The sequence below is a fragment of the Peteryoungia desertarenae genome (assembly GCF_005860795.2).
Lineage (GTDB): Bacteria > Pseudomonadota > Alphaproteobacteria > Rhizobiales > Rhizobiaceae > Allorhizobium > Allorhizobium desertarenae.
Window position 1 is genome coordinate 405,709 of sequence record NZ_CP058351.1, and the last position, 16,648, is coordinate 422,356.

At 57.5% G+C, this 16,648-nt stretch carries 16 protein-coding genes and 4 pseudogenes; 10 read left to right on the top strand and 10 right to left on the bottom strand.

Annotation, left to right across the window (positions count from 1 at the left end; genetic code table 11):
* Positions 1–4: 4 nt before the first annotated feature.
* Genes FE840_RS21215 through rfbF form a run of 6 tightly spaced genes read right to left on the bottom strand, consistent with a single transcriptional unit; the run spans position 5 to position 5,356 of the window.
* Positions 5–661 carry a NeuD/PglB/VioB family sugar acetyltransferase gene (locus FE840_RS21215; RefSeq protein ID WP_138289249.1) on the bottom strand — a complete coding sequence of 219 codons (657 nt, stop codon included), beginning with the start codon at positions 659–661 and terminating at the stop codon, positions 5–7.
* Positions 654–1,763, bottom strand: a complete 1,110-nt coding sequence (locus FE840_RS19215; RefSeq protein WP_138289250.1) for a DegT/DnrJ/EryC1/StrS family aminotransferase — start codon at positions 1,761–1,763, stop codon at positions 654–656. The genes FE840_RS21215 and FE840_RS19215 overlap by 8 nt, the downstream gene beginning before the upstream one ends.
* The gene (locus FE840_RS19220) at positions 1,760–2,983 is read right to left on the bottom strand and encodes a class I SAM-dependent methyltransferase (RefSeq protein ID WP_138289251.1); all 1,224 of its coding nucleotides are present in this window, start codon (positions 2,981–2,983) and stop codon (positions 1,760–1,762) included. The genes FE840_RS19215 and FE840_RS19220 overlap by 4 nt, the downstream gene beginning before the upstream one ends.
* Entirely contained in the window at positions 2,980–3,537 is a 558-nt protein-coding gene (locus FE840_RS19225) for a dTDP-4-dehydrorhamnose 3,5-epimerase family protein (RefSeq protein WP_138289252.1), read from the bottom strand. Before FE840_RS19225 ends, FE840_RS19220 begins: the two co-directional genes overlap by 4 nt.
* The gene (gene rfbG, locus FE840_RS19230) at positions 3,534–4,586 is read right to left on the bottom strand and encodes a CDP-glucose 4,6-dehydratase (protein ID WP_246318948.1); all 1,053 of its coding nucleotides are present in this window, start codon (positions 4,584–4,586) and stop codon (positions 3,534–3,536) included. The genes FE840_RS19225 and rfbG (FE840_RS19230) overlap by 4 nt, the downstream gene beginning before the upstream one ends.
* Positions 4,583–5,356 (bottom strand): glucose-1-phosphate cytidylyltransferase, encoded by a 774-nt coding sequence (gene rfbF, locus FE840_RS19235; protein WP_138289254.1) that lies wholly within the window; start codon positions 5,354–5,356, stop codon positions 4,583–4,585. The genes rfbG (FE840_RS19230) and rfbF overlap by 4 nt, the downstream gene beginning before the upstream one ends.
* Positions 5,357–5,889: 533 nt before the next feature.
* Between rfbF and FE840_RS19240 the strand changes: the two genes are divergently transcribed.
* The 5 genes from FE840_RS19240 to FE840_RS19260 are packed head-to-tail and all read left to right on the top strand — an operon-like array spanning position 5,890 to position 10,645.
* Positions 5,890–6,582, top strand: coding sequence for a glucose-1-phosphate cytidylyltransferase (locus tag FE840_RS19240; RefSeq protein WP_138289255.1), 693 nt, complete (start codon positions 5,890–5,892; stop codon positions 6,580–6,582).
* On the top strand, positions 6,573–7,631 hold the full coding sequence (rfbG, locus tag FE840_RS19245) for a CDP-glucose 4,6-dehydratase (RefSeq protein ID WP_138289282.1): 1,059 nt from the start codon (positions 6,573–6,575) through the stop codon (positions 7,629–7,631). The genes FE840_RS19240 and rfbG (FE840_RS19245) overlap by 10 nt, the downstream gene beginning before the upstream one ends.
* Entirely contained in the window at positions 7,628–8,860 is a 1,233-nt protein-coding gene (locus tag FE840_RS19250) for a class I SAM-dependent methyltransferase (protein WP_138289256.1), read from the top strand. The genes rfbG (FE840_RS19245) and FE840_RS19250 overlap by 4 nt, the downstream gene beginning before the upstream one ends.
* Positions 8,857–9,405 (top strand): dTDP-4-dehydrorhamnose 3,5-epimerase, encoded by a 549-nt coding sequence (gene rfbC, locus FE840_RS19255; RefSeq protein WP_138289257.1) that lies wholly within the window; start codon positions 8,857–8,859, stop codon positions 9,403–9,405. The genes FE840_RS19250 and rfbC overlap by 4 nt, the downstream gene beginning before the upstream one ends.
* Positions 9,398–10,645, top strand: coding sequence for a glycosyltransferase family 2 protein (locus FE840_RS19260; RefSeq protein WP_138289258.1), 1,248 nt, complete (start codon positions 9,398–9,400; stop codon positions 10,643–10,645). The genes rfbC and FE840_RS19260 overlap by 8 nt, the downstream gene beginning before the upstream one ends.
* Positions 10,646–10,821: 176 nt before the next feature.
* Here FE840_RS19260 and FE840_RS21005 read toward each other — a convergent pair.
* Both FE840_RS21005 and FE840_RS19265 read right to left on the bottom strand, forming a co-directional pair.
* Positions 10,822–11,133 (bottom strand): annotated as a pseudogene (locus tag FE840_RS21005) (site-specific integrase); the annotation flags it as partial.
* Between the two features lie 78 nt (positions 11,134–11,211).
* Positions 11,212–12,300 (bottom strand): Fic family protein, encoded by a 1,089-nt coding sequence (locus FE840_RS19265; RefSeq protein WP_138289259.1) that lies wholly within the window; start codon positions 12,298–12,300, stop codon positions 11,212–11,214.
* 335 nt (positions 12,301–12,635) lie between these two features.
* On the opposite strand from FE840_RS19265, the gene FE840_RS19270 reads away from it, so the two are divergent.
* The 5 genes and pseudogenes from FE840_RS19270 to FE840_RS19290 all read left to right on the top strand — a co-directional run bounded on the left by FE840_RS19270 (position 12,636) and on the right by FE840_RS19290 (position 15,064).
* Positions 12,636–13,061: a hypothetical protein gene (locus FE840_RS19270; protein WP_138289260.1), complete on the top strand. Its 426-nt coding sequence runs from the start codon at positions 12,636–12,638 to the stop codon at positions 13,059–13,061.
* Positions 13,062–13,111: 50 nt separating this feature from the next.
* Positions 13,112–13,483: pseudogene (locus tag FE840_RS21010) on the top strand (relaxase/mobilization nuclease domain-containing protein); the annotation flags it as partial.
* A gap of 192 nt (positions 13,484–13,675) precedes the next feature.
* Positions 13,676–14,116: pseudogene (locus FE840_RS19280) on the top strand (transposase); the annotation flags it as partial.
* A gap of 52 nt (positions 14,117–14,168) precedes the next feature.
* Positions 14,169–14,462: pseudogene (locus FE840_RS19285) on the top strand (transposase); the annotation flags it as partial.
* Positions 14,463–14,644: 182 nt separating this feature from the next.
* Positions 14,645–15,064: a hypothetical protein gene (locus FE840_RS19290; protein WP_138289263.1), complete on the top strand. Its 420-nt coding sequence runs from the start codon at positions 14,645–14,647 to the stop codon at positions 15,062–15,064.
* 150 nt (positions 15,065–15,214) lie between these two features.
* Here the strand turns inward: FE840_RS19290 and FE840_RS19295 are convergent, their stop codons facing one another.
* The gene (locus tag FE840_RS19295) at positions 15,215–15,403 is read right to left on the bottom strand and encodes a hypothetical protein (protein WP_179028224.1); all 189 of its coding nucleotides are present in this window, start codon (positions 15,401–15,403) and stop codon (positions 15,215–15,217) included.
* Positions 15,404–15,503: 100 nt separating this feature from the next.
* A complete protein-coding gene (locus FE840_RS19300; protein ID WP_138289266.1) occupies positions 15,504–16,412 on the bottom strand; it encodes an ArdC family protein in 909 nt (302 codons plus the stop codon).
* Positions 16,413–16,648 lie beyond the last annotated feature (236 nt).

Genomic DNA, 16,648 nt, shown 5'->3' on the forward strand with positions numbered 1-16,648 from the left:
TTCCCTAAATCCCTGAAGTCGATCTGATAATTCGCGCTGGGTTGCCAGCAACCGTTACACCAGCAGGTAAATCACGGGTGACAACGGCACCAGCGCCAATCACAGTATCTGAGCCAATAGAAAGGCGTGGCAGAACAACCGCCCCTGCCCCGATGAAGACATTATCGCCCACAGTGATGCAGCCGCACAGAGTAGCACCAGGCGCTAGATGGACTCCGTTGCCCAACACGCATTCGTGATCGACGGATGCTCGGTGATTAACAATGCAGGCCTCACCCAAGTAGGTGTCCACTCCAACATTAGTCAGAGCCAGTATCTGCGTGCCATCTCCCACCTTCGCAGTCCGACTTACCACCGAAGAAGAATGGACCAGCACCGGAAGAAGCAAGCCCCGATTGCGGAAAAGCTTGTGTATCGCAACACGATCTCGACCGCGCCCGCCACCAATGGCAGCAAGTCCCGCTATGCTTGTTAGATCGACCTGCGTAGACGCCCAAATCGAAAAACCTTCTTCACCGTAATAAACAGGTACCCCAGGCAAAGCAGTTGCGACAGCACTGTTATCAAACAGAGCTACCACTCGTCCACCTTGGTCTGTAATGATTTCGGAAAGCACTTTAGCATGGCCTGCGCTTCCCCACAGGACAAAGGACTTAGCCATATATTAACGACTTAATGACGGAGACAACACGGTCTTGATTAGCTTTGCAGATGTCGTGATAGCTTGGCAGATTGATCGCCCTTTCTGGAATACGTTGGGCGTTGATATTGTGAATTGCAGGCGAGAACATTGGCAAGCTTGATAAGGGCCAGAAAAAAACCCTTGCATCAACATTTTCTGCCGCAAATGCCGCTTGCAGTCGCTCCCTGGTGATAGCGGTTTCCGCGGCAAATACCAGCGTTGGCATCCATGCTCCGTTAATCACGCCCTCAGGTTCAGGGTTCATGCTGATGCCAGATAAATTGGCCAATTTTTCACGGTAGTAGGCGAATATCTGCCGTTTTCTGTAAGTCAGCTCTTCGATGCGCTCCATTTGGGCGCAACCGATGGCGGCCTGGATGTTGGAAATCTTGTACTTGAAGCCAACCATATCTGGCCAAAATTGCTTGGTTTGCCCCCTGGCGCGGCCGTGGTTGCTGAGGGTCAAGACTCTTTCATAAAGATCTGCATCGTTGGTGACAAACATGCCTCCTTCACCGGTGGTCAACGTCTTGGTGCCATGAAATGAGAACGTGCCGAACTTACCCATGCTCCCCGCGTGTTTGCCGAAATAGACGGAGCCGATCGCCTCAGCCGCATCTTCAATTACAGGAATGCAATGCTGTTCGCCGATGGCCAGCAGGCGATCCATATCGCACAAATTGCCGTAAAGGTGCACAGCTACGATAGCCTTAGTGCGAGGGGTGATGGCAGCTTCCACCTTATCCGGGTCTATGCACCAGGAGTCGGGCAGGATATCGACAAAAATTGGCTTTGCCCCCAGGTTGACGATGGGGGATGCCGTAGCGATCCAATTGGTGTCGGCCATGATAACTTCATCTCCCGGCCCAATCCCGAGAGCCGCAAGCCCCATATGCAGGGCACCGGTGCAGCTTGATGTTGCAATCGCATGACTGACGCCCAGATACTCACGAAACAGCGCCTCGAAGCGATTGATATAGGCGTAGCACTGGTCGCCCCAGCCATTGGCTGCGGCATCCGTGGCATAACGGACTTCCAGTTCAGTGATCGATGGCTTCGTGTAGAGGATCCTCGGCTTCATACGATCTTCAACTCCGGTACGGCTGTAACGAAACGGGTGCCCGCCTGCCTGAGATCGTCGTTTTGCCGGATGACTTCATCAGCAATGTTCCAGGGCAGGATCAATACATAATCCGGGCGCATCGTTCGCAGGGCGTCCGGAGACAGAATCGGGATATGGCTGCCTGGCAGGAATTTGCCCTGCTTGGCTTTTGCAGCGTCATAGACCACGGGCAGCAGATCCGGCTTCACTCCGGCAAAGTTCAAGATCGTGTTGCCTTTAGCCGCAGCGCCATAGGCGACAATACTACGCCCTTCGCTCTTCACCTTAAGCAGAAATGAAAGGAGCTCGTTCTTGATCGCTTCAGCCCGTTGCTGAAACCCATCATAAAACGCTGACGACTCCATGCCCCGGCGACGTTCCTCGGCGATGATGTCATCGACATGGGACATTCGAACATGGGCTGCATCCTTGCGACAGGCAAAGACACGCAGGGAGCCACCATGGGTCACCAGTTCCTCAATGTCGAATATACGCAAACCCGCCTTGTCCAGAATCCGGGTCACGGTCAGCAAAGAGAGGTAGGAGAAGTGCTCATGATAGACCGTATCGAACTGGCCGAACTCCACAAGGCGCATGAGATGGGGAAACTCAAGGGTGATAACACCTTCAGGCTTCAAAATAGCGGCAAGGCCGGCTGCGAAGTCGTTGACGTCGGGAACGTGAGCGAACACATTGTTCCCAGCAACGAGATCGGCTGCGCATCCCTCCAAAACAAGCTCGCGGGCCAGATCGGCCCCGAAGAACCGCCGCAAGGTCTTGACGCCGATCGCTTCCGCTGCATCTGCAGTGCTGTCGGTCGGCTCGATGCCGAGGCAGGGAATGCCCATTTCCACAAAGTTGCGCAGGAGATAGCCATCATTGGAGGCCACCTCGATTACGTTGCTGTCAGCTCCAAGCTTGAAGCGGGCAATCATCTGATCGGAGTATGCCTTGGCATGGTCGAGCCAGCCTTTCGATATCGAGGAAAAATAGGCGTAGTCTGCGGTGAAGACGTCGCTGGCCGCGGTATAGTCCTCAGTCTGAACCAGCCAGCAATCCTCACAGACCTGAAGGCGCAGCGGATAGGTCATCTCCGGCTCGTTCAGCGCTTCAGCTGGCAGATATGCGTTGGAGGGCGGCTGGAAACCGAGATCGAGGAATGGTCGCGAAAGCGACGATGAGCAGTGGCGGCAATTCACACGTCTATTCCTTCGATATCGGCCAGAAATGGCAGATCCTGATCCCTTGGCGACCGGTTGTAGACCTTGATCGGCCAGGCCACGGCAAGGGCGGGGTCAAGCGCGTTGACGCCTCCTTCGGACGACGAGGCATAGCTTGCGCTGTGCAGGTAAAGCATTTCGACATCATCCGTCAGCGTCTGAAACCCGTGGGCAAAGCCTTCGGGGATCAACAAAGCATTGTGAGCTTGCGCGGAAATCTCCACTCCGAACCATTGACCAAACGTCGGCGAGGCCTTTCGCAAATCGACGGCAACATCAAAGACGGCCCCCTTCAGACAGGTCACATACTTGCATTCGGCAGAGGGTGGATGCTGGAAATGCAGGCCACGCAATGTGCCCTTGGTCGCAGTAAAGGTCCGATTGACCTGGGCGATGGGCCGATGGCTCCAGGACACCAGTTCATCCACGCAGAATACGCGCTCAAGATAACCCCGGGCGTCACCCAGCGGGTTACGGGTCACATGCCAAAGACCCGCAAGTGTCGTCGCTTCTTCGGAAAAACGTGCAGTCATGAGGCTTCGAATTTGCGGATCTGGTCAAGGGAGAAAGCCGCCATGTCCGATCCGCCCTTCCATGCAAGGTGCCAATCAAGGGTGTGACGCAGAGCTTCCTCGATTGGCCACCTCGATTGCCAGCCAAGCCTGGACCGCGCCTTGGAACTGTCGAGTGCAAGGCTTTGCGCCTCATGGGGCTCCGCTCCGCTGGCCAGTTGCCACGCCGGCGCATCGGCCGCATCTGCAAGAAAGCTGGCCACATCGCCGACACTGCGGACATCCACCGGCTCTGGCCCGAAATTCCAGGCCTCGGCAAAGGGTGAGCCCTGCTCGGCAAGGGCCTCTGCCAGCATCAGATAGCCAGACAGTGGCTCCAAGACATGCTGCCAGGGACGCGTCGCGGAGGGATTGCGCAGGATAAGCGTCTGATTGGCGTCAAGGGCACGCAGGAAGTCCGGAACGAGCCTGTCTGAAGCCCGGTCACCGCCGCCAATGACGTTCCCGGCCCTCGCACTTGCCAGTTCTATTCCCAACTTCGACAGGAATGACTGACGGTAGGACGCCGTCACGATCTCAGCGCAAGCCTTGCTGGCCGAATAGGGATCATGGCCCCCAAGCGCTTCGTTCTCACGGTATGGCCATACCCATTCGCGGTTTTCGTAGCATTTGTCGGTGGTCACATTGACCATGGCCCTGACCCCAGGCGCTGCTCGTACCGCTTCAAGCAGTGCCACAAGTCCCATGACATTTGTCGAATAGGTTTCCACGGGATCCCGATAGGAGGCGCGCACAAGCGGCTGGGCTGCCAGATGCAGCACGATCTCTGGCTCACAAGCCCGAAGCGCAGCCTGAAGCTGCGAACTGTCGCGGATATCGGCAAGCACCTCGGATGCAATGCTCTCCGAAACTCCCGTCAGCGCGTAGAGGCCGTCCTCCTGCTCCGGAGGCAGGGCATAGCCGTGCACCTCTGCCCCCATATCGACTAGCCAAAGCGCCAGCCAACTGCCCTTGAAGCCTGTATGGCCCGTCAGGAAGACGCGCCTGCCGTTCCAAAAATCACGTCTCAACTCCAGACCTTCCATGGGGCATTGCCAGAGGCCCATAGCTCCTCCAGCATGTTCTTCTCGCGCAGTGTATCCATCGGTTGCCAGAAGCCGTCATGGACAAAGGCCTTCAATTCCCCCTCTTTGGCAAGACGTGTCATGGGAGCCCCTTCCCATGGCATCTGGTCGTCGCTGATATAGCCGAGAACCTCTGGCGACAGGACGAAGAAACCACCATTTATAAGGGCTCCATCACCACGCGGCTTTTCCGCAAAGCCGGTAATCCGATCCTTCTCCATCTGAAGCGCGCCGTAGCGCCCGGGGGGTTGCACGGCACAGACTGTCGCGAGTTTCCCGTGGCTCCGGTGGAAGGCAATCTCGGCAGCAATATCGACATCGGCCAGACCGTCGCCATAGGTGAAGCAGAAGGCCTCTTCGCCCTGCAGATAGGGAGCAACCCGCTTGAGGCGGCCACCTGTCATTGTTGCCTCGCCCGTGTCGACGAGCGTCACACGCCATGGCTCGGCCTTCTGGTGATGTACTTCCATGCGGTTCTCGGCCATATCGAAGGTCACGTCGGACATATGAAGGAAATAATTGGCGAAATACTCCTTGATGATATAGCCCTTGTAACCACAGCAGATAATAAACTCCGTCACTCCATGGGCAGAATAGCTTTTCATGATGTGCCACAGGATCGGACGTCCTCCGATTTCTACCATGGGCTTCGGACGCAGATGGGTCTCTTCGGAGATGCGAGTACCTAGTCCCCCGGCCAGAATAACGGCTTTCATCGATCACGACCTGTTCAGATTCTGCTCTCAACTTCAGATAATCGGCTTACGCTGCAGCGGCAAGTCATTTGCCAGATGACCTGAGGACATCCTCAGCATTTTCAGCGCCGGTTTAGCTGGATTTCATGCGAAATCGCAGAGTGTTCGCGCATGGCTTAAGCGATACGCGGCCAATCACAGCTGCCGCTCTGGCCTGCGGCGCTCGCGGCCTCGATCACCACCCAAAATGTCGGACCTTCGGCAACCCTCAAGCGATTGTCCACCTCATCGACATCAAGCGAACTGGCCAGTGAACCGCGCTGGCTTTGCCGGAGACCCCAACTCGTGAGAAATAGGGTCACCCGCGCCCAAGACTGTCGATGTGTTCAGCAGCGACGGCGGGCAGAATTACAAATAATTAAAGAACGAATAGTGGGCAAATCCTTTAGGCGGTGCGGCTTTTTACGCCACCGGCTCTGCATCCAGTTTCGCACAATATCTGAAATCTAGCCTCAGCTTGCGAACCGCGTCCGGAACTGATCGAGCCAAACATCATGAAAGTAGTCAATCTTGCCGGAGGCCTGGGTTCTCGACTTGCGGAAGAGACGACTCTTCGCCCCAAGCCGCTGGTCGAGATTGGTGAGAAACCGATCCTGTGGCACATCATGAACATCTATTCCCATCATGGGCTCACGGATTTCATCATCTGCGCCGGCTACAAGAGCTACATGATCAAGGAATATTTCGTGAATCTCGTCCTGCATCATTCGGACGTGACACTGGAGCTGGCTGAAAACCGCATCGAATACCATCAGCGCGCCCGACCACCCTGGCGGGTCACCGTGGTCGACACCGGCGTGAACTCCATGACGGGCGGTCGCATCAAGCGGATCCGGGACTATCTCGATCCGCACGAACCCTTCTGCATGACCTATGGCGACGGCGTCGCCGACATCGACATCAGGGAAGAGATCGCCTTCCACCGTTCACATGGGCTGAAAGCAACCATGTGCGCCGTCGTGCCACCGGGCCGGTTCGGCGCTGCGACGATTGAAGGTCACCTGGTCACGACATTCGCGGAAAAGCCAAAGCTGGAGGACCAGCCGATCAATGCGCTGGTGCGTGACCGCGAACTCGCGGCCTACCGCCACAACGGCTTCTGGCAGCCGATGCATGCACTGCGCGACGGCATGCCGCTTGAAGAATTGTGGAATTCGGAAAGAGCCCCGTGGAAGCTTTGGAATTGACCAGTTTCTGGAGGAACCGTTCGGTTCTTGTCACCGGCCATACCGGCTTCAAAGGCAGTTGGCTTTGCCTCTGGCTTGAGCATCTGGGTGCCCGGGTCAGCGGCCTGGCACTGGAGCCAGATCAGACGCCGGCGCTCTACGATATTCTCGCCCCCTGGCCGCGACAAAGCCATCATCTGGTCGATATCCGCAATCAGGCGGGGCTGTGCAGTCTGGTGGCCGCTAGCGCCCCTGAGATCGTCATACACATGGCCGCCCAGCCGCTGGTTCGGCGCTCCTACCGCCGACCGGTCGAAACCTATGACATCAATGTCATGGGTACCGTCAATCTGCTGGAGGCCTTGCGTGGCCTGTCCTCGGTGAAGACCATCCTGGTGGTGACCACTGACAAGGTCTATCGCGAGGACCGCTCCATCAAGGCCTTCGATGAACATGATCCGCTGGGTGGCAAGGACCCCTACAGCAATTCCAAGGTCTGCGCCGAACATGTCACCGCGGGCTTTCGCGACAGTTTTTTTGCCGAACGGGGCGTTGCCGAGGCCACAGCCCGTTCCGGAAATGTCATCGGCGGCGGTGACTGGTCGGAAGATCGGATCGTGCCGGACATCATCCGCGCCAGCAACCGTTCTGCTGCCGTTGAACTGCGCTATCCGGAGGCGACGCGCCCCTGGCAACACGTCCTGGAGCCACTCTGGGGCTATCTCTGCTATGCTAGGGCAATGACCGAAGGACGTCCGCTGCCCGCTGCTCTGAACTCTGGTCCTGATCCCGACAATGCTGCAAGCGTCGCGCAATTGGCCGACAAAGTCGTGAGCCACCTTGATCGACCTCAAGCGTGGGTCAGGCAGGCGGGCGAGCATCCACCCGAGGCACCGACCTTGACACTTTCCTCCAGCTTGGCAGAGGCCTGCCTCGGCTGGAAACCCTGTCTTACCCTGAATGACACGATTGACTGGACCTGCGCCTGGTACCGGGCGCATCGGGATGGAACCGACATGCGGACCTTTTCGCTGAACCAGCTCAAGGCGTATGAAAGTCTGATCCAATGAACAATCAGCATTGCCGCTTCTGCAATTCGCCACTGACGCATGTCTTCGCCGATCTCGGCGTTACGCCGCTGGCAAATTCCTATGTGAGGCCGGATCAGGCAGGCAGGGCTGACAGGCTTTATCCCCTGCGGACGCTGGTCTGTACCGAGTGCTGGCTGGTTCAGGCCGAGGCGTTTGCCTCGCCCGAAGAAATCTTCAGCGACTACGCATATTTTTCTTCCTACAGTGACAGCTGGGTTGCCCATGCACGGCGCTTCACCGAGGACATGACCGCCCGCTTTGGCCTGGGCGCAGGGTCGCAGGTGATCGAGGTGGCGAGCAATGACGGCTATCTGTTGCAGCATTTCGTAGAGCGTGGCATTCCCGCCCTTGGCATTGAACCGGCGGCCAACGTGGCCGAGGTGGCACGCGGCAGAGGTGTGCCGACCGAATGCTGTTTCTTCGGTCGTGACACGGCGGGCAGGCTTGCCGAGCGCGGGCTGTCGGCAGATCTGCTGGTGGGCAACAACGTGCTGGCCCATGTGCCAGACATCAACGATTTCGCCGCCGGGCTGGCCATTGCTCTCAAGCCACATGGCATTGTCAGTCTTGAATTCCCGCATCTGCTGCAACTGATGCGCAATACCCAGTTCGATACGATCTATCACGAGCATTTCTATTACCTCTCGCTTCTGGCTGTCGAACGCATATTCGCCGCGCATGGGTTGATGGTCTTCGACGTCCAGGAGCTGCCGACCCATGGCGGCAGCCTTCGCGTGCTGGCCCAACATGCGTCATCAAGCCATCATGCCGAGCAGCCCGGGATCGCCAAAGTCCGGCAAGACGAGGCGGAAGCAGGATTTGCCGGCCTCGATGCCTATCTGGCCTTCCAGACGCAGATCGACCCTTTAAGAGAGGGGCTTTTGCGGTTTCTCAGCACAGCCAAGGCGGAGGGGAAAACCGTCGTGGCCTATGGTGCTGCTGCCAAAGGCAACACTTTCCTGAATTTCTGCGGGATCACGACCGATCTCATTGCCTATGTCGTGGACCGCAATCCCCACAAGCAGGGCCATCTTTTGCCCGGCAGCCGGCTGCCCATTCACGCGCCCGACCGGCTGGCTGAAACGCGACCGGATTATGTGCTGATCCTGCCCTGGAACCTGAGCGCCGAAATCACCGCCTCCATGGATCTGGGGGCCTGGGGTGGGCGGTTCTTGGTGGCCGTGCCGCAGATCCAGATTCTTCCATGAAGCTGACACCAACAGCCATCGTCGGCGCCTTTCATGTCGAGGTAAGCCCGATTGCCGATCACCGTGGTCTGTTTGCCCGCACATTCTGTGCCGAAACCTTTGCCAGTTGCGGTCTGGAGAGTGTGTTTCCCCAGTGCAACCTGTCATTCAGCCCGCACCGCGGAACGCTGCGCGGCCTGCATTTCCAGGCTGAACCCCATGCCGAGGCAAAGCTGGTGCGGGCCACCCGCGGACGGGTTTTCGAAGTGGCGCTCGACCTGCGTCCTCATTCCCCGAGCTATATGAAATGGGCGTCAGTGGAACTCGACGCCACGGAGCGCAATGCGTTCTATATCCCGCCAGGCTGCGCCCATGGGCTGCTGACGCTCGAAGACGAGTGCGAGGTCTTCTCCCAGATGTCCACGGCGTATCATCCGCCATCTGCGAGAATTGCGCGGTGGAATGACCCAGCCTTTGCCATTTCCTGGCCGTTCGAACCCTTGATCCTGAGCGACAAGGATGCCGAATGCGCTTGTTATCGACCACAAGGAGCCACTCATGAATGACATCAAGCTCAGCATCTGCATCCCGACCTATAACCGGGCGCCGTTCCTGCGCTACCTGCTGAACACCTTTGTCGAGCAAGGGCAGCTGCCTTTCCGCTACGAACTGGTGATTTCCGACAATGCCTCGACCGACGATACGGCAGGCGTGATTGAAGAATTCACCCGCCAAGGACTGCCGATCCGCTACTTGCGCCGGGCGGTGAATGGAGGAAGCCTTGCCAACCTCGCCAATGCTTTTCAACATGCAGACGGGCTCTACTCGATCTATCTAGCCGATGACGATCTGCTGATATTCCCGAACCTGATTGAAGCCGTTGCCTTTCTTGATGAGAATGAGGATGTGGTCGCTTGCCATGCACCATGGACGTTGTATGATGCGGTTCATGACGCAGATACCTCCCAGTTTTATGAGGTGAGAGAAAACGTCAAGTTCCGACGACACGAGTTTCGCCGGCTGTTCAGCTTTCTGTTTGAGGGGCACATCTTCCCTGAGATCTGCATTTATCGCACAGAGAAGCTGCGGGCGATCTACGTTCCCCGCGACTTTTGCTTCTACGCCTTTGCCCATGTCGCCAACTCGATCGATCTCGGCGCCGTGGCATTCATGTCCAAGCCATTTTACCGCTCGGTCACCAATTCTCCCTTCGCTCGCGACCGCGCCCAGGCTGGTCATAATGAAGTACTCACCTCCTGGGATAATTACCGCGGCGGTCTCGAATACTTTCTCTATCTGGGGTTCAAGCGCGGCGATATCGATTTTACGCCTGAAGAAAAGGCCCGCTATGACCAGGCCTGCCAGATCTTCACCGGCGTCCGCATGGTTGTTGCCGCCCGCTTCTGGCTGGCGCGCAAGGACTACGTCAAGGCCTATGAGCTTTACACCCGTATCTGTTATGCCGGCCTTGAAAAGCATGCGGAAGTGCAGGCTTACCGGGAATCCCTGCCATTGATGGCCGGTGTCCAGACATTGGCCAGAAAGCTGAACGCCATTTCCGGGCTGCGTTGTCTTGTCGTCGATGACATTCCCGATATCGCGCCGCTCGCCGATCTCTTCAAGCAACTTGGCCTCAAGGACGAGATTGAGGTTGTTGATGGCAACAAGCGCCTAAGCCAGGCCGACATTGGCACAACCGCCGTCTTTACGCCCCACGACGTCAACCGTCAGAAATTCATCGATCATGGCCATCCGGCTCAGCAGGTCTATTGTGAAGCGGACATCATTGCCGGACTTCCGATCTGACTGCGATGCCCTGGATGGGTTTGAACCCGTCGCCGTGACCGGCACGGTGAGGTCGCCAAGCTTTGCCTCTTCGCTCCGTCAGGTGTGGCCGACGACACTGCCTTGCAGCCACCAGTAACCGGGGAAGGGGCCTTTGATTCGGCTGGCGACCGGTTGGCTGCAGCACGAGCTTTGTCCTGGCTCAGTCCGATCAAGGTCCGGTAGGCGAGATCATTTCGGCGTAGTACCTTGATCCGCTGGATCTCTTGAACGGAACCGCGCTTGGTGGCCGAGATCTCGCTCTGGTAGCGCTCGAGGAGCTGTCTGAACGTGGTGCTTTCGAGGATCTTCCTATCCGGGGCAGCGCCGAAGCGATCGACCTGGGCTTCCAGATCGCGCGCCCATTTGTCGGCTTCCTGCTTGGGGTCAAAGGACTTGCACCGAGGTTTCATGCCCCGCCGACGCAACTGCTTTTGCCAGCGTGCTCTGAGCTTCCGGATCGTTGCCATGTGAGCTCCAATCGATGTTGAAGGTCACGCGTAGGACGCCCCCGGAGGGGAGCCAAGGGTTATCCCGGCACGCTCCAACTATTCAGAGACCTTAAGGAATAGCGCAACGAGCGGAGCGTTGATGTAGTAATTGCTTCTGCCACTCTGCTGCTTGGTCAGAAATCCATGTTCAGCAAGGGTATCGAGATATTTCGCGGCAGTCTGGCGTGTAATACCAAGCTCGTTCTGGACGAAATCGATCCGGGTATATGGGTGTCGAAACAGATTGTTGAGCAGGTCTTGTGAATAGATCTTGGGTAGCTCGCTGCGGATCCTGTTCTTGGCAGATGCCATTTGTCCGCGAATGTTTTCCACCAGATCAAGTGTTGTCCTGGCGGTTTCATCTACCGCTGTGAGCATGTAGACGAGCCAATCTTCCCATTCGCCTGTATCACGAACATGCTGCAAGAGCCGGTAATATTCGCCCTTCGAGCTGTTAATCGCTCTACTGAGGTAAAGGATGGGTATTTCAAGCAACTCGACGCGCGTAAGGTAAAGCACATTGAGAATTCGCCCTATTCGCCCATTGCCATCGGGGAACGGATGAATGCTTTCGAATTGATGATGGATCAAGGCCATCTTGATAAGCGGGTCGAGTGTTGAGTGCTGGTCATCGTTGATGAAGCGCTCAAGCGCATTCATTGCTGCATTTATCGCGTGCAGATCTTGAGGTGGCACATAGACGATCTCGCCCGAGCGGTCATTTCTAAGCGCTGTGCCTGGCGTTTGGCGGAATCCATCTGTGCGCCGCTTGAGGAGCTGAAACATGCCGACAATCGTTGGATTTGTAATCAGCCCGTCGGTCTGCCGGAGCTTGTCGAAGCCAAACTTCAAGGCGTCACGATAGAGCGCGACTTCTTTTGCAGCAGGGGATTCTGGCCCCTCTGGAAATAGCTCGGCTTGAAACAGCTCGTCCTGCGTGGTGACGATGTTTTCGATCTCCGAGCTCGCCTTTGCTTCTTGCAGTGCAAGCGTATCGATTAAAATGCCTTGATTGGGTATGGCCGCTGCGCGACCCTTCAGTTCGGCTAGCGACCGGTTGGCTGCAGCAAGCGCTTTGAAGATTTTTATGGTTTCCAGACCATCCAGGGATGTCAGATCAGGCAGCTGATAGGACGGCTTTAACATGTGCGACTCGATACGTTAAAAAATATGCGTTCTTTTAACACGTCGCGCCCAGACGTTAAAAGAAATGAGTTTGGCTTACATGCAGGAAACAACCAAAGCGGATTAGCTGGCGCACCAGAATTCACCGAGCAGTGCCCCGGTTGTGGCCCTACCTAGGACAAGCAAAGATATTCGACTGCAAACGAGATCTAAATTTAATGGAGAAGGACTGGCTACCTAGGTTTTTGCCTGATGGCGGAGACGGACGGAGAAACTTTAAACTCTCTGTTCGACGTTCTCGCCGACTGGAACCACCAGCTTAAGCACGCAAAAGTCGATTTCGGGGGACCGCGCCCATGACCCGGTCTTCCTGCAACACCGGGCCGCGTCGCCGCGCCCCGGTGTCGATCCGCTTTTCGGAATCCGAACTTGAAGCGCTAACCGGTCTGGCGGACGGTCTGCCGGTCTCAACCTACATCAAACGAGTTCTGTTTGGGGACAACCGCCCCCATACCCGACGCCGGACCGGCGCGGACCGGAAGCTGCTCGCGCAGATTCTGGCTCGACTCGGCACCTATGGGCGCGGGCCCAGCTTGACGCGGCTCACCTATCTGGCCGAACGCGGGGCGTTCTATTGCGATGAGGAGACGCTGGGGCAACTTAGGCTTGCCTGTGAGGACGTGACCATCATCCGCAATCTGCTGATGCAGGCGCTTGGGAAGGAGACGAATCCCGATCCGTCCGATGTGTTCAACGATGTTGCCGGGAGGGTCAAACAGTGATCCTCGTTGGCTCACAACGCGGCGGCGCGGGGAACCTCGCCCGCCATCTGATGAATGCGGTGGAGAACGAGCACGTCACCGTGCATGAGCTGCGCGGTTTCGTGGCGGACAAACTGCCAGGCGCGCTCGCGGAAGCGCATGCGATTTCCAAAGTAACGCAGTGCCAGCAATTCATCTTCTCACTCAGCCTGAATCCGCCCAAGGGGCAGGATGCCACAGTAGGGAACATGATGCAGGCGGCGGAACAAGCTGAACAAAAGCTTGGCCTGTCCGGCCAACCGCGCGCGGTCGTGGTGCATGAGAAGAAGGGCAGACGGCATATTCATGTCGTGTGGTCGCGCATTGATGCGGACAGCATGAAGGCCATCAATCTGCCTTTCTTCAAGCAGCGCCTCGCGGCGCTGTCCAAGGAACTCTACCTCGAACATGGTTGGGAACTGCTGGACGGCCATAAGGAGAATGGCTGGAAGAACCCGCTCAACTTCACCATGGCCGAATGGCAGCAGGCGGGTCGCATTGGTCTCGACCCGCGTGAGGTCAAGCAAATCTTCCGGACAGAATGGAAGCAATCGGATTCGATGCCCGCCTTTCGGGCGGCGCTGGAAGAACGCGGCTATGTGCCCAAGGGGCAGCACACCATGGTGGCAGCTGCTATCCGCCAAGCCTTCATCCAGCCTGACCATGACGGAGCCGTTCAGACATGGGGGCATGTGGCCGACTAGCTCCGCGCGAGATGGCCGAAATTGGGAGCCTTCATGGACGATGCAGAGGCTGACGTCCTCGCCTATATGGCGTTCCCGTCCCAGCATCGCACCAAGCTCCACAGCACGAACCCACTGGAGCGCTTGAACAAGGAAGTGAAGCGCCGCGCTGATGTCGTTGGCATCTTTCCCAACGAGGACAGCATTGTCCGGCTCATCGGAGCCGTGCTTCTCGAAGCCAACGACGAATGGCAACTCCAGCACCGCTACATGCAGATCGAGGGCATGGCAGAGCTGAACACATCAACAGTCGAGGAGGAAAAACCCCTTCAGATTACACCGAAAGCCGCCTGATCATGACGGCCCGGTCCCACATCCGAAATTACACCAGCTTGACGGACGCTATCACTTGCTGGCTGGTCTGAAGGGTGCGCGATATCTCCTTGCCGACAAGGGATACGATGCCAACAGTTTGCGAAAACGGCTGCGCCAATCCGCAATTGTCCCCGTGATACCTGGCCGTTCAAATCGCAAGCGCTCGATCCGATACGACGCCAAGCGCTACAAGAGCCGCCACCTCATCGAGAATGCCTTCTGCCGCCTGAAAGACTTCCGACGCGTCGCCACGCGTTACGACAAGCTCGCCAGAAACTTTCTCTCCGCAGTCGCCCTCGCTACCCTCATCGCCTTCTGGCTATGAATGAGTCTGAACCCTAGAATTGATAGCAACTCCTTCAGGTATTATCAACCGAGAAGGCGCAGAATTTCGCTATTCGCGACAGTATAGGCAAGTCTGTCTTGCCATTTCATTGAGCGCCGAAAGCAAAAAAGGGCCCTCGTGCAATCATCGCCGGGGCTCTTTTGATTCAGGAGGTCGCTTCGATGGACAGGAATGCAGCGTTTGGCGTACTCGCTGGCCTAGCCGGGACAGTTGGCGTGGTCGGCCTGATTGTGTTCACGTTTATTCACTTGGGCATCACGCTTGGAATGACTGATATCAGCCATTGCGGCGTGAAGCCAAACTTCTATCCGTTGGTGAATCTCCTTTGGCCATTCATCGCGGGGCTGGTCTTCGTCATCCTGTCCGCGATTTTTGATGAAACCGCTGTTCCAGTGGCAATCATCGGCGCTCTGGCGGTTGCCGGGTTCTTTTTCGCGGTCGAGATCTGGTTCGTGGTTGAAAGCTTTTCCGCGCAACAAACCGCTGAGGAAATGCGGCGCGGGTATGGAGGTGCGATGGAACTGAAACGCCAGCTGTTCCACGATTCCGGCTTTTGGCGTTTCATGGATGCGATTTTCTAGAAACGCGGTGGGCATAGCCGTGAAATCAACCGGAGAAGGCCCTTTTGCGCGAGATCGCGCGGCTGATGCGGGAGGCGAAAAGCAAGCATGGACCATGCCCATGCCGCAACCATCCTGCGGGCGGCAACATGCCGCCCGCGTTGCGATGGTTTAGAACAGCGTAAGCTGCCGCATCCGTTCGAGATAGGCTTTCCACTCGCGGCTTTCGGCGGCGTAGTCGAGCCAGTCGAGCGCGAAGGGGACCGCCCCGCCCATTTCGTCGACATCGGCGCAGGCCGCGACACCGGATTTATAGCCGGTTTCGCTGACGGGGAGCGGCACGCGGTTATCGGACGTCACGTCCATCTGGCCGATGGGAGGTCACCATCGGTGAGGCCGTCACGCCATGTGATGGTGAGGCCAATGCCCTTCCATTCGGCACGGAAGGTTTGCAGCGGGTTCATGCGGCCTCCGCTTGTGTTTGGTCTTGCGCTTGGGGTTGAAGACCCGCGAGGAAATCCGCTGCGCGCTGTGCATGCGCCGCCGCCGAGAAGATCGCGCGCTTGTCCTCTTTCAGCACTTTCAGCCATGAGGCGATGTAGCTGGCATGCTCGCCGCGCGGCATCGGCGCGATGTCCAATTCCGCCAACACGAAGGCCGCGCCAAGTTCAGCGACCAGTTCCTCCATCGCATAACCTTCGTCGCCCCAACGCTTGCGGCCTAATTCACGGTCGAGGCGCGAGGGGTGCCGGGTCCAGTGCGTCAGCTCGTGAATGAGCGTGGCGTAATAGCTTTCCGGGTCGCGGAAGGCCTCGAAGGGCGGCATGCGCACAACATCATTGCCGACATTGTAGGATGTGATGCCGCCGCCGTGGCGGATGTCGGCGTGGGTTGCGTTCACAAAGGCATCGGCATGGGCGATGCGGTGAATGACATCCTCACGGGGCGCGGGCGGCGCGTAATATTGCGCGGGCAGTCCCTCGACCTGCTCGACGTTGAAGACGGTGTAGCCCTTCATGAAGGGAATGGAACGCTCCAGCTCCTCGCCAGTCGATGCATCTTCTTCGGTACGCGTGAGGGTGGAGACATAGACCACGAGACTGCCATGCTCGCCCTTACGCACATGCCCGCCCAGTTCCCGTGCCTGCTTGAAGGTCATAAAGATGGGCGCGACATAACCCCGCGCGACGGATTCGCCCCAGAGCATCAGGACATTGACGCCGCGATACGGCACGCCATTCGCCCGCAAGGGCCGCGTGATGCGCCCGGCTGCGTGCTCGACATTCCAAGGCCGGTGCCATGGCCTGACACCTGCCTCAAGGGCAGAAATGATAGAAGAGGTTACACGTTCATAAACATCAGGTTTCATTGCCTTTTCTCCAGTTGATAGTGGGTTGCGCATGCAACCGACTAGCCACGCGGCAATAAGCGGGGGTTGGCCGTCACAGGCCGGAAACCGCTGGGATGGTGCGGGCCGGAAGCCGAACGAAGAGAGGCGAACTACACGGCCCGGCGGTTTCCACCCGGAGCAACAGCGCAGGGTTCAGCCTTGACGGTCTGGGGGCGGCACGCCCCAATGAAACGAGGGGACGCAGTCCCCAAACA